The sequence below is a fragment of the Ruegeria sp. CDSA236 genome, from assembly GCF_059611285.1.
Genome location: NZ_JBXWPG010000009.1, coordinates 61,197 through 73,672, shown reverse-complemented (window position 1 = coordinate 73,672; position 12,476 = coordinate 61,197). Strand labels below are relative to the sequence as shown.

Below are 12,476 nucleotides of genomic sequence, written 5' to 3'. Positions count from 1 at the left end.
TTCATGTCATCCAAATTCGACTATTTCGTAATACTTGCCGCCATGCGGACCGGATCGAACCTGCTTGAGGCAAATCTGAACGCATTGGAAGGTGTCTCCAGCCATGGTGAGGCCTTCAATCCTCATTTCATTGGCAGGCTAAAGGGGGACAGCCTGCTGGGCGTCACTCTCGAAGAACGCGACAATGACCCTAAAACCCTGCTGAACGCCATCCGATCAGCTGAGGGTGAAATGAACGGGTTTCGCTTTTTCCAGGGCCATGATCCGCGTGTGTTAGAGCCTGTTTTAGATGATCCGAGTTGCGCCAAGATCATTCTGACGCGCAACCCTCTGGACAGCTATATCTCGTTGAAGATTGCGCGCGAGACCAAGCAATGGCAGCTGAAAAACGTCAAGCGGCGGCGCACCGAGCAGATCGCCTTCAACCCTCGTGAATTCGAAAACTATCTGGACCAGCAACAGGCCTTTCAACTGACTTTGCTGCATCATCTTCAGGCCAGCGGGCAAACCGCCTTTTTCATCGCTTACGACGATCTGAACCGGCTCGACAGCCTGAACGGCCTGGCGGCCTGGCTTGGGGTATCGGGTCGGTTGACCACGATCGACGACACGCTCAAACCCCAAAACCCTGAGCCGGCCTTGTCCAAGGTGACAAACCCTGATGAGACCGAACAGGCCTTGTCGCGCATCGACAGTTTCAGCCTGCACAGAACTCCGAATTTTGAACCTCGGCGTGGCGCGGCCGTTGCGACCTATGTCGCCACGCCGAAAACCCCGTTAATGTATCTGCCCGTGCGGAGCGGCATTGAAGGGGTTGTGAAGCAATGGATGGCAGCGCTTGATTCAATCAGTGCGGATGACCTGATCACTGATCAAAACCGCAAAAAGACCCGCCAGTGGTTACAGGATCATCCGGGGCATCGCAAATTCACCGTGGTGCGGCACCCGCTGGTACGCGCACATTCGGCCTTTTGTTCCTACATCCTCAGCACCGAGCCCGGCGCCTATCTGAAAATCCGCAATATGCTGCGCAACCGGTTCAAGCTTCCGATCCCCGGACAGTTACGCGCTGAAAACTACCCCATCGAACAGCATTATGAGGCATTCTCGGCTTTTCTGACCTTCCTGCGGCAAAACCTGGCGGGACAAACCCCTGTGCGCGTTGACGGCGTTTGGTGCAGTCAGGCGCAGGTGTTGGAGGGCGTAGTCGGTTTTGCCCTGCCGGATCTGATCCTGCGCGAGGAAGAAATTGCAACTGCCCTGCCTGATCTGGCGCGGCGGCTGGGTCATGACAGCCCGCCCGCGCCCGGCAATACCAGACCAGATATCCCGTTTTCACTGAGCGATATCTATGACACCAAACTTGAGGCGCTGGCGGCCGAAACCTACCAGCGCGACTATATGCAATTCGGGTTTGACGTCTGGAAGCCGGTTACGGGCGCAGCGTAATCACTGTGCCGCGATTCACCATCGCATAGATCTCTTCGATCTCTTCATTCTTGACAGCGATGCACCCTGCCGTCCAATCCGATTGCTTCTTGGCACGCTTTTTCTCGGACCGGGTTTTCGGCTCGCCGTGGATGAAAATGTCACCGCCCGGATCAACGCCCGCAGCCTTGGCCTCTGCGATATCCTTCGAATCCGGATAGGAAATCCCCAGCGACAGGTGATAGCGGCTTTTGGGATTGCGCCGGTCGATCAAATAGGTGCCCTCTGGCGTGCGGCCGTCGCCGCGTTTTGTTTTGGTGCCATTGGGGGCAAAGCCAAGATCGACCTTATATTCCTTGAGGACATGTTCATTGTGCAGAAGATAAAGCTTCCGCGCGCTTTTGTTGATGACCATAGAGGTCACCTCGGGGCCATCATAGGCCAGAAATCTGGGGTTGGCCGAGGCGCAGGCCGAAAGACCCAGCGTAGCCACAGCACCCATTCCAAATGCTCGACGATCCATGTTTAATGCCTGCTTCTGCTTTTTTTTGTGATTATGCCAGAAATCCAGAAAACTGAAATCACTTTTTGCTGTTCGACTGCTCAAGCAAGCGGCGTTCGATGGATTCCAGCCTTTCCAGCACCTCATCACGATAGGCATCGGTTTTCACCTCATCCTCGGCGTGATGGGCATCCTGCATTGAATTCACGATCAGACCAACCAACAGGTTCACCACTGCAAATGTCGTAACCATGATGAAAGGCACAAAGAATATCCACGCATAGGGATAAACCTCCATCACCGGGCGCACGATGCCCATGGACCAGCTTTCCAGCGTCATGATCTGGAACAACGTATAGGCCGACAGGCCCAAATCGCCGAACCAGTCCGGGAATGTGCCCGAGAACAGCTTGGTTGAAATTACCGCGCCGATGTAAAACAGGATCGCCATCAGCAGGAAAACGCTGGCCATACCCGGCAAGGCCGAGATGAAACCCTCAACCACCCGGCGCAGCCGTGGCGCGACCGAGATCACCCGCAAGACCCGCAGGATCCGCAGCGCCCGCAGAACTGACAGGCCACCGGCGCTTGGGATCAGGGCAATGCCAACAACGATGAAGTCAAACAGGTTCCAGCCATTGGTAAAGAACCGCCGCCCCGTGGCGACCAGCTTCATCGCGATCTCGGCAACGAAGATGGTCAGGCAGAGGCTGTCCAACACCACGATCAAGGGACCCGCGGCCTCCATCAGCGTCGGTGAGGTTTCCATGCCGAGCAGGATGGCGTTGAAGATGATGACACCTGTGATGAACCGACCGAAGGTCGGGTTTTCAGTGATATCATGCAGGCGCTGGGCAAGCCCCATTCTGAAACTCTCCTGTTTGGTCATGATGCGGGGTTTAGTGCAAACCGCGCGGCAAGTTCCGTGTGTGACGACCATCGAAATTGGTCCACCACCTGTACCCATTCAAGGGTATAGCCTGCGTTAATCAGGTTTTTTGCATCCCGCGCAAAGGTCACGGGGTTGCATGAGACATAGGCGATGACCGGGGGCAGCGCTTGCGCCAGCTCGGCCACCTGCGCCTCAGCCCCGGCGCGGGGCGGGTCCAGGACAACCGCGTCAAAGTTCTTCAGCTCATCAGGCATCAATGGGCGGCGGTACAGGTCGCGCGCCTCGGTCGTGACCCGTTTCAGACCTTGCGCGCGACGCCAGCCCTGATCGAGCGCGTCGGTCATCAAGGCCTCACCCTCAACCGCGTGTACTTCGGCGTCCTCGGCCAGTGGCAATGAGAATGTCCCGCAACCCGCAAACAGGTCCACAACCCGCTTGGCGCCCTTGGTTGCCTGCAATACTGCCTGTAATAGAGCCTGTTCTCCGTCCTTCGTGGCCTGCAGGAATGCCCCTGGAGGCGGCACGACAGCCGCCACGCCAAATCGCTGAATCGGGGCGTGACGCGAGGCGATCACCTCGCCATCCCAGCTGAGCCGCGCAAGCCCATGTGCCTCGGTCGCCTGTGCCAGGGCCAGTTCCAACGGACCGTCCAGCGGTTTGCCGCCTTTGACGGCGACATCCAAACCACCCTCGGAAAGGGTCAACGTAACGGCCAACGCCCCCTTTCGGCTACCGCCCAAAAGGGCAAGCGCCTCGGCCACGGGGACGGCTGCAATCAGGGCCGGATCAAGCAGATGACAATCGGAAATCTCGGTGATCGTGTCCGAGGCGCGGCCATGGAACCCGGCCATGGTGCCTTTTTTGGTCCGCCGAACCGCAATCGTAGCCCGTCGCCGTGATCGTTCCGGCGAGGTATAGATCGGCCGCATCGGGGCCTCGAGCCCCTGCGCGGCCAGTGCGTTGCGCACGACCTCAACCTTCCAATCAGCGACGAAATCATCTGCGGCATGCTGTAGCTGACATCCGCCGCAGGCTTTGTAGTGCCGGCACGGTGCTTTGACCCGCCGGTCAGAGGGGGTCTCGACCCGAATGTCGCTCAGCACTTGACCAACCAATGTCCCGCTGACAACCTCCCCTGGCAAGGTGCGGGGGGCGTAGATCGGTCCATCGGCGATGCCGTCGCCCTGATGACCAAGGCGTAAAATGCTGTAATGCTGCGTCATGAGGGCCTGATAGCTGGGCTTTACCCACAACAAAACCCTTATTCGGCGGCGGCGGCCTGAATAAACCCGCCCGATTGGCGATCCCAGAACCGGGCATACAGCCCGCCCTGTTCCAGCAGGTCGTCATGGCTGCCGCTTTCGACGATCCGCCCCTGATCCAGAACGACGATCCGGTCCATCTCGCTTAGCGTTGACAGCCGGTGTGCGATGGCCAGCACCGTCTTGCCCTGCATCACCCGATGCAGCGCGGTCTGGATTGAGGCTTCGACCTCGGAATCCAAGGCCGAGGTCGCCTCATCCAGCACCAGAATCGGCGCGTTTTTCAGGATGGCGCGTGCAAGCGCAATCCGCTGCCGCTGACCGCCGCTCAGTTTGACGCCGCGCTCGCCCAGATGAGCATCATAGCCCTTGCGGCCATGGGCATCCCGCAGGCCAAGGATAAACTCATGCGCCTCGGCCTTTTGCGCAGCCGCGATCATATCGTCTTCTGAGGCGTCGGGGCGACCATACAAGATATTCTCGCGCGCCGAGCGGTTGAACATCGCCGTTTCCTGCGTGACCATCCCGATCTGACTGCGCAAACTGTCCTGCGTCACCTGATTGACGTCCTGCCCGTCAATCCGAATTGCGCCGTTTTCCCCTTCATAGAGCCTGAGTAGAAGCGAAACGAGCGTAGATTTCCCCGCACCCGATGCCCCGACGATACCCAGCTTTTCGCCGGGATGTACGGTCATGGTCACGTCAGTCACGCCACCAATATCACCGCCATAGGCAAAGCTGACATGGTCAAACTCGATCTGGCCTTGGGGCGCGCTCAGCCGGGTGGCGTCGGCTGCATCCTCAACCCGGTCGCGTTTGGCCAGGGTTTTCATGCCATTCTCGATCTCGCCGACATTGGCATAAAGCCCCATCAGCGTGAAACTGACCCAGCCTGTCATCTGCGAAATTCGCACGGACATCGCGCCCGCCGCAACGATATCACCAGCGCTGGCCATCCCGGACCGCCACAGCAGCAAGGTCACCCCCAGCAGCAGCACGGGCAACACCCCGGCCAGAACCATCAGTATGAACCTAAAACTGGCGGAGAGCTTGCCAAAGGCCAGCATCTTGTGGCGCAGATCGACCATCGAGTTTCGGGCTGCCTGATCCTCGAACTCGGAATGGGCGAACAGCTTGACGGTTTTGATATTGGTGATCGTGTCGACCACCTGCCCCGACACCATCGCCCGCGCCCCGGCCCGCGCCGCTGAGCGTGCCCGGATGCGTGGCAAATACCAGCGGATCAGCAGGAAATACACCGCCAACCAGGCGGCGAAGGGCAGCATTACCAGCAGATGAATAGACCCTAACAAAAGCAAAGTCCCTGCCAGAGACGCCAGCGCAAAAACCATTGCGCTTATCGTCTCGGACACGACCGAGGCCATCGCGTTCGAAGTTTGCATCTGTTTCTGAGCGATCCGCCCGGCAAAATCGTCGTCGAAATAGGTCACAGACTGACCCAAAGTCCACCGGTTCAGCTTGGCCAGAACCAGGGGCGGGATATTGGGCATGACAATATAGTTGTTGGAAAAGGCCGAAAGACCAAACAGCGCCGGTCGCAGCAGCATGAAAAATGCGGCGACCCCTCCAATTATCCAAAGATTGCCCGCCGTCAGAACCCCATCCGGCCCGCTTTCGTTTGCCATGTCGATCACCAGACCCAGCATCCAGGCGGTTCCGGCCTCCATCGCCCCGGCCGAGGCCGAAAACACGGAGGCGACAAGGATCATCGGCCAAGCTCCGGACAGGCACCAGCGAATGAACGCCCCCAGCCTTTGCGGCGGGGGCGTTTCGGTGGGTTTGAACGGATCTATGAGATCGGCAAGTTTCACTCAGCTGCCTCCGTGTTCAGGAAGCCCCCAGATTGCCGTGCCCAGAACTGGGCGTAAAGCCCGCCCTGTGACAGCAATTCGGAATGGGTGCCCTGCTCGACGATCCGGCCGCCATCCATCACCAGGATGCGATCCATTTGGGCAATGGTGCTGAGGCGGTGAGCAATCGCGATCACGGATTTGCCCTGCATCATGCCATAGAGCGTTTCCTGAATGGACGCTTCAACCTCGGAATCCAGCGCGGAGGTCGCCTCATCCAGCAACAGGATCGGCGCGTCCTTCAGGATCACCCGCGCCAGCGTCACCCGCTGCCGCTGACCACCTGACAACTTCACGCCCCGCTCGCCCACATGCGCATCATAGCCGGTACGCCCCTTCGGGTCCTGCAGGTCAAGGATGAACTCATGCGCCTCGGCCTGTTTGGCCGCGGCAATCATCTGCTCTTCGGAAGCCTCGGGGCGGCCATAGAGGATATTGTCGCGCACCGAACGGTGCAGCAACGCGCTGTCCTGTTGCACCATACCGATATGGATGCGCAAGCTGTCCTGAGTGACCCGGGCAATGTCCTGATCGTCGATCAAAATGGCCCCCTGCTCCACATCGTAGAACCGAAGTAGGAGCTTAACTAGGGTCGATTTCCCAGCCCCCGACCGTCCGATCAGACCGATCTTTTCGCCCGGCTCGATGGTCAGGTTGATATGATCCAGCCCGCCGGTCTTGCGACCGTAATGATGCGACAGATCACGAATCTCGATCTTGCCATTGGACAGATGCAGGGGCTTGGCCTGCGGCGCATCCAACAGGTCGATCGGCTGAGCGATCGTCTCCATACCTTCGGCAACGACACCAAGCTGGCGGAAAAAACTGGTCAGCGCCCACATGATCCATCCGGTCATCGCGTTCAGGCGCAGGGTCAGGGCTGTGGCCGCCGCGACCACACCGACCGTAGCACTGCCCTGCATCCACAGAGCAATCGCCCAGCCAACCACACCAACGATCAGCAACCCGTTCAATGCAACCAGAACCGCATCCATGATGGTGAAAATCCGCATCTCAGCCTGAAAGGTACGGCGGGTTTCCTCGATCGCTTCGCGCGCATAATCCAGTTCCTGTGCCCCATGGGCAAACATCTTTACGGAATGGATATTGGTATAGCTGTCCACAACCCGGCCCGTTACGGCCGAGCGCGCGTCTGAGGCCGCCTTCGAAGCCGGCCCCACCCGCTGCACCGTCCAATGCACCAGAAACCCATACAGCACGAGCCAGATCAACAACGGCAACAGCAGCCGGGCATCAGCCGTCATCAACAAAATGGCTGCGCCGATCAGGTATGCCAGCGAGAAAGAAATCGCATCAAACACCTGAAACACGGCCTCACCCGCAGCGGGCGGCGTCTGCATGATCCGGTTGGCAATGCGGCCTGCAAAATCATTCTCGAACCAGCCCACCGATTGCCGCAACACGTGCTTGTGCGCGCGCCAACGGATCAAAGTGCCAAAATTCGGCAGGATCGTGTTGTTCAGCAACAGCACGTCAACGACATGCAGCATGGGTCGCAGCAGCAGCACAAAAAGCGCCACCAGGATCAGTTCCGTACTATGGGTCTGCCAAACTTCGTCCGGCGGGGCGGACAGCAAGTCAACAACGCGACCCATATAATAGATCAGACCGACCTCAACCGCGGCCACCACGACCGAAATCAATCCGGCCCAAAAGAACACCCGCATAAAAGGGCGGGAATAGTTCAACATAAAGGGCCACAGCCGTGTCGGCGGCGTGTCGGTTTCTTCGTAGTCGACAAAAGGGTCGACGAGATTTTCGAAATAGCGAAACATAGAGAGTGCTCCGATTGAGCAGATAACAAGTCATGCGAAAAAAGATGGCGCCAGAACACCACCCCTACGGGTCAAGTGTTATGGCTTTAGCCGAACCAGATCCCGTAATACATTCGCATCCCTCCATTCATGTTACAGGCGCAAGAAAACACAAACGATCCGGCTTGTCATCCCCTTTTGAGACTTCAATTTACTCGACCAGCAACTCGGAGCGCGTCAGGGTGAAACCCGAGGCGATCCAGCGCGCCTCAAGCTCGGCCAGTTTCTTGCCCAGCGCCGGGCCGGTAAAGTCAGGGATCAGGTCAGCGGCCCGCACGGGAAAATCCGCTGCTGCCCCGTCCCGGAGCGCTTGCCGCTTATCCTCGGACCAGGGCTGTTCCAACAAAGCACAACGCAGCAGAACTTCGTGCAGGCCGTCCTCTTCGCCATAACGGAACCCAAGCTCGGCAGTGCCCGCGGTTCCCGCGGCCTCATCCCGCATCCGTGTCAGGCGTTGCATCTGGGCCTTGCTCAGACGCAGGGTCTGGGCAATCTCGGGCGTGGCGATGGAGGAAAGCCGCCGGACCGGCTCGGGCTTTGCCCCAGCCTGCTGTTCCAAGGCGATCAGCGGGGCAAGTGATCGATCCTCAACCCCCGGCAATATCTGTGCCAGAACGCCCGTGCTGCGCATGGCAGCGACCGAAGGCGCAGGGTCAGGCGCGGTCAGCAATTTCATAAACTCGGCCCCAACCCGTTCGCGCGACAGGCTTGCCAATCCGTCCAGATTGGTTGCAATGGCCGACAGCGCTTCGGGATCAAACCCGGCTTCGATATCCCCATACCAGGCGTGAAACCGAAAATAGCGCAAAGAGCGCAGATAGTCTTCGCGGATGCGGTGCTGGGCGTTGCCTATGAACCGGACCTTTCGGGCCTTTAGATCGGGCAGTCCGTTCAGCGGGTCCAAAAGCGTCCCATCCGGGCGGGCGTACAGCGCATTCATGGTGAAATCGCGCCGGCTGGCATCTTCATCAACATTGTCTGAGAACGCCACAACAGCCCGGCGGCCATCGGTTTCGACATCTCGCCGGAAGGTCGTGATCTCATGCGGGATGCTTTGGCTGACAACGGTTATCGTGCCATGCTCGATCCCAGTCGGAATGGCCTTCAACCCCGCCGCCCGCATCAAATCCAGCACCTGCTGGGGCGGAGCGTCCGTGGCAATATCCAGATCCGAGACCGGCGCCCCCAAAAGCGCGTTGCGGACGCAACCGCCGACGAAAAGCGCCTGAAAACCGGCATCGATCAAAACGGCGCAGACTGTCTGGGTTGCCGGGTTTGTAACCCAGCTTTCTGATAGCTTCATCATTCACTCACCCGCGCAGCCAAGCCCCGCAACATCCGGGCCGTAGCCCCCCAGATGTAATAAGGGCCATAGGGCACGGTGAAATAATACCGCCGCTGGCCCCGCCAGCGACGCGACTCAACGATATAATTCGCAGGGTTTAGAACATGCGCAAGTGGGACTGAAAAAACTTCGTCAACTTCACCCGGCTCAGGAATTGGGTCGAACCCGTCTCGTAGGATCGCGACAACCGGGGTTACGACAAAAGACGTCACGGTTTCATGGGTAGGCAAATGCCCGAGAATTTCAGGCAAATCCGAGGAAAGGCCAATCTCTTCCTGTGCTTCCCGCAGGGCGGTTGCGGTTACATCCGGATCGGTCTCATCCTGTTTTCCGCCAGGAAAGGCGATCTGGCCGGGATGGTGTTTCAGCGCCGATGAGCGCTTGGTCAAAAGCAGGCGCGGGGCCTCATCCGTTACAAGAATCGGAACCAGAACCCCGGCTGGACGTAGCTTGCGCCCCGCTGGCAAAACCGCATCAGGGTTCAAATCGAAATCGCTGGACCCGTTGCCGGGGCGGCTCAGGGCCGCCCGCAGCTGTTCTGTTGGATCAGGCCTCACCGGCATCGAAGCCAACGGTGACGGGGTCCAATACGTAATGGGCACCACAGAACTGACAATCGGCGGTGACCTGGCCCTCGGGGGTTGTCATCTTTTCGATGTCGCGCGCCGAATAGATCGACAGGCTTTGGCGCACGCGCTCTTCCGAGCAGGTGCAGCCGAACTGAACCGATTGCGCATCATAAACCCGTGGCTGTTCCTCATGAAACAGCCGGATCAACAGGTCGGTTGGCGCAATCGAAGGGCCGATCAGTTCAAGGTCATCAACAGTATCCAGAAGGATGTTGACGCGCCCCCAATTTTCACCTTCCTCACCGTCAACCAGATCATCCGCCGACAGAATCTGACCGTCACCCTCTGCATTGGCTACAAATGGTGACGCTTTGGGCATGTGCTGCAGCATGATGCCGCCTGCGCGCCAGTGCTCACCGACGCCAGGTTCAGTTGATTTGCCGAAACTCAGTGAAAACCGCGTCGGCAACTGTTCGGACTGTGCGAAATACGCCTCTGCGCATGCGCTGAGAGAGCCGCCAGCCAGCGGTGTGATCCCCTGGTAAGGCTGCGTGCCCTCGCCCTGATCAATCATGATGGCGAAATAGCCTTCACCCACCTGATCAAACGGTGTGGAATCGGTCAGGCGGTCCGGGTCAAAACTGGCATAGGCGCGGATGCGAGCCGGTTCGCCCTCGGCCTGCGGAGCGTAGTAATCGGTTGCGATCATCCGAACGGCGCCTTTGGACTGAACCTGAAGCGACAGCTTCCAGCGCAGCGAGACGGTCTGGCCGATCAGAGCAGTCAGCAAGGCCATCTCGGCCACCAAAGCCTCGACCTTTTCGGGATAGTCATGCTGTTTCAGAATGCCATCCAACACTCCGTCCAGCCGCGCCACACGTCCGCGCATATCCGGTATATCAAGTTGAAAGGGCAGGACGGTGTCGTCCCACGCGATTTTTGTTCCAAGAGACATGGGGTTTCCTTAAACGCCACAGATTGGCATACCGCCAGCATATAGGTCGAAGATTTCGGGTTGTAAGGGGCCATACATGATCAGACGGTTCGGTGAAACCCCACAAGCGGGGCGCAAATACACACGACGTGTGGGTGTTTACGCATTGTTGCCTCGAGGACGACATCTGTTGCTGACCTGCCAGACAGAGCCCGGCCCTGATCTACAGTTGCCGGGTGGCGGTATTGACCCGGGCGAATCGCCCATCACCGCCCTGCATCGCGAAGTCTTTGAAGAAACCGGCTGGTTGATTGCCGGCCCGCGGCGGGTCGGCGCCTTTCGCCGTTTCACATACATGCCCGAATATGACCTGTGGGCCGAAAAGGTCTGTTTGATATATCGAGCCCGCCCTGTGCGCCGCATAGGTCCACCTTCAGAGCCATTCCACGAAGCCCTTTGGCTGGACAGTGCGGATGCCGCGCAGATGCTGGGCAACAGCGGCGACCGACATTTCGCTTCGGGACACCTGATGGGGCTTTAAGGCCCGCTGTATTCAAAGAAAACCGCAGATACGTCATCATCCATACCCTGGTCCGGATCCATGGCCTGTGTCAGCCGCCAGAACATATCGTCCAGAAATTCGGGCCCGCTGAGATCGGTGGCACAATCCGTCACCATTCTACACAGCCCCTCTTCTTCCAGCAGGGATCCATCCGCCATCCGGCATTCCGTGAACCCGTCTGAATATAGCAACAGCTTGTCACCGGGCTTCATGTAGGTATCGGTTCGCTGAAACGTGACATCCGGCAACAGTCCGATGGGCAGTCCACCTTGCCCCAGATACTCGGTCCCACCATCCTGTCGCAACAACAGCGGATGCGGATGCCCTGCCTGCACCATCTTGAGATGTCCGTTTCGCAGGTCGATAATGGCATAGACCATGGTAAAATACTCTTCGACGCCAGCATCAGCCATAAGGCGGGAATTGAGCATCTCTGCCACCTGATCAGGTGGTAGCAATGCGTAAAATTTATCGAACCGCTTTTCCATCGCCACGTTCTGATCGAAATGTTTGCTGGACAGATACCCGCCCAGCCGTGCTGTCATCATCGCCGAGGTGATGCCGTGGCCGGACACATCGATGCTGTAAAACCCCACACGGTTGACCCCCGGTGAAAACATTCCCACCAGATCGCCACCGATATGCCCACAAGGTTTCAGCAACATGCTGATACGCGACCTACCGAAATCACGCGTGAGTTCGGGGACCAGAGATTCCTGTATCTTACGCGCCTGAATCAGGTCCTTGTCGATCGCATCATGGACCACTTTCAGTTCTTCGAGCGCGGTCTCGATCATTCGGTTCTTATCAGACAGCTCACGCTGCATATCCAATATCCGTGCGCCCGCAGATATGCGCGCCCGCAATTCATCCGCCTCAAGAGGTTTGATCAGAAAATCATCCGCCCCGGCATCCAGTCCGCGCGCAACCTCCTGCTTTTCGCTTTTTGAAGTCAGAAGGATGAAATAGCTGTATTCGTCATTCTCCAACGCCCGAAATGCCTGACAGAATTCCAGCCCGCTCATCCCCGGCATGACCCAGTCGCTCAGGACCAGGTCGGGGGACATGGCCGCACAGATTTCGATGGCGGCCTCTCCGCTGTCTGCCTCGAGCACCTCAAAGCCCCATTTCTTCAGCGAGGCCACAAGGATGCGACGTTGCAGACGACTGTCATCAACGACCAGCACCTTGCGAATCGCACCAAAATCCAGCTCTGCCTTTGTTTCTGCCTGACTGACCTCTGCCACCTGACCCTCAGCTCTGCCACATAATGCGG

At 58.4% G+C, this 12,476-nt stretch carries 11 protein-coding genes; 2 read left to right on the top strand and 9 right to left on the bottom strand.

What is annotated here, in order from left to right:
• Positions 1–3: 3 nt before the first annotated feature.
• Positions 4–1,449 carry a nodulation protein NodH gene (locus tag AC2FLB_RS14755; protein WP_496692615.1) on the top strand — a complete coding sequence of 482 codons (1,446 nt, stop codon included), beginning with the start codon at positions 4–6 and terminating at the stop codon, positions 1,447–1,449.
• Here the strand turns inward: AC2FLB_RS14755 and AC2FLB_RS14750 are convergent.
• From AC2FLB_RS14750 to hslO, 8 genes are all read right to left on the bottom strand, one after another.
• Positions 1,433–1,951 (bottom strand): L,D-transpeptidase family protein, encoded by a 519-nt coding sequence (locus AC2FLB_RS14750; RefSeq protein WP_142637369.1) that lies wholly within the window; start codon positions 1,949–1,951, stop codon positions 1,433–1,435. The genes AC2FLB_RS14755 and AC2FLB_RS14750 overlap by 17 nt on opposite strands.
• A gap of 58 nt (positions 1,952–2,009) precedes the next feature.
• Positions 2,010–2,795 (bottom strand): ion transporter, encoded by a 786-nt coding sequence (locus AC2FLB_RS14745; protein WP_271950705.1) that lies wholly within the window; start codon positions 2,793–2,795, stop codon positions 2,010–2,012.
• A gap of 20 nt (positions 2,796–2,815) precedes the next feature.
• Positions 2,816–4,045, bottom strand: coding sequence for a class I SAM-dependent RNA methyltransferase (locus AC2FLB_RS14740; RefSeq protein WP_496709516.1), 1,230 nt, complete (start codon positions 4,043–4,045; stop codon positions 2,816–2,818).
• Between the two features lie 38 nt (positions 4,046–4,083).
• Positions 4,084–5,916 carry an ABC transporter ATP-binding protein gene (locus AC2FLB_RS14735; protein ID WP_496709515.1) on the bottom strand — a complete coding sequence of 611 codons (1,833 nt, stop codon included), beginning with the start codon at positions 5,914–5,916 and terminating at the stop codon, positions 4,084–4,086.
• Positions 5,913–7,751, bottom strand: a complete 1,839-nt coding sequence (locus AC2FLB_RS14730; protein ID WP_496709514.1) for an ABC transporter ATP-binding protein — start codon at positions 7,749–7,751, stop codon at positions 5,913–5,915. The genes AC2FLB_RS14735 and AC2FLB_RS14730 overlap by 4 nt, the downstream gene beginning before the upstream one ends.
• A gap of 190 nt (positions 7,752–7,941) precedes the next feature.
• Positions 7,942–9,096, bottom strand: coding sequence for a CCA tRNA nucleotidyltransferase (locus tag AC2FLB_RS14725; protein ID WP_496709513.1), 1,155 nt, complete (start codon positions 9,094–9,096; stop codon positions 7,942–7,944).
• Positions 9,093–9,698, bottom strand: coding sequence for a CoA pyrophosphatase (locus AC2FLB_RS14720; protein ID WP_496692611.1), 606 nt, complete (start codon positions 9,696–9,698; stop codon positions 9,093–9,095). Before AC2FLB_RS14720 ends, AC2FLB_RS14725 begins: the two co-directional genes overlap by 4 nt.
• Complete coding sequence (hslO, locus tag AC2FLB_RS14715) at positions 9,682–10,659, bottom strand: Hsp33 family molecular chaperone HslO (RefSeq protein WP_271950591.1); 978 nt, start codon at positions 10,657–10,659, stop codon at positions 9,682–9,684. The genes AC2FLB_RS14720 and hslO overlap by 17 nt, the downstream gene beginning before the upstream one ends.
• A 76-nt stretch (positions 10,660–10,735) precedes the next feature.
• Here hslO and AC2FLB_RS14710 point away from each other — a divergent pair, with 76 nt between their 5' ends.
• Positions 10,736–11,179 (top strand): NUDIX hydrolase, encoded by a 444-nt coding sequence (locus tag AC2FLB_RS14710; protein ID WP_496692609.1) that lies wholly within the window; start codon positions 10,736–10,738, stop codon positions 11,177–11,179.
• Here AC2FLB_RS14710 and AC2FLB_RS14705 read toward each other — a convergent pair.
• Complete coding sequence (locus AC2FLB_RS14705; protein ID WP_496690215.1) at positions 11,176–12,447, bottom strand: PP2C family protein-serine/threonine phosphatase; 1,272 nt, start codon at positions 12,445–12,447, stop codon at positions 11,176–11,178. The genes AC2FLB_RS14710 and AC2FLB_RS14705 overlap by 4 nt on opposite strands.
• Between the last annotated feature and the right edge of the window lie 29 nt (positions 12,448–12,476).

Bases quoted from the DNA above. Each gene is read 5' to 3' on its own strand.
- AC2FLB_RS14755 (WP_496692615.1), top strand. From the start codon at position 4: ATGTCATCCAAATTCGACTATTTCGTAATACTTGCCGCCATGCGGACC.
- AC2FLB_RS14750 (WP_142637369.1), bottom strand. From the start codon at position 1,951: ATGGATCGTCGAGCATTTGGAATGGGTGCTGTGGCTACGCTGGGTCTT.
- AC2FLB_RS14745 (WP_271950705.1), bottom strand. From the start codon at position 2,795: ATGGGGCTTGCCCAGCGCCTGCATGATATCACTGAAAACCCGACCTTC.
- AC2FLB_RS14740 (WP_496709516.1), bottom strand. From the start codon at position 4,045: ATGACGCAGCATTACAGCATTTTACGCCTTGGTCATCAGGGCGACGGC.
- AC2FLB_RS14730 (WP_496709514.1), bottom strand. From the start codon at position 7,751: ATGTTTCGCTATTTCGAAAATCTCGTCGACCCTTTTGTCGACTACGAA.
- AC2FLB_RS14725 (WP_496709513.1), bottom strand. From the start codon at position 9,096: ATGATGAAGCTATCAGAAAGCTGGGTTACAAACCCGGCAACCCAGACA.
- AC2FLB_RS14720 (WP_496692611.1), bottom strand. From the start codon at position 9,698: ATGCCGGTGAGGCCTGATCCAACAGAACAGCTGCGGGCGGCCCTGAGC.
- hslO (WP_271950591.1), bottom strand. From the start codon at position 10,659: ATGTCTCTTGGAACAAAAATCGCGTGGGACGACACCGTCCTGCCCTTT.
- AC2FLB_RS14710 (WP_496692609.1), top strand. From the start codon at position 10,736: ATGATCAGACGGTTCGGTGAAACCCCACAAGCGGGGCGCAAATACACA.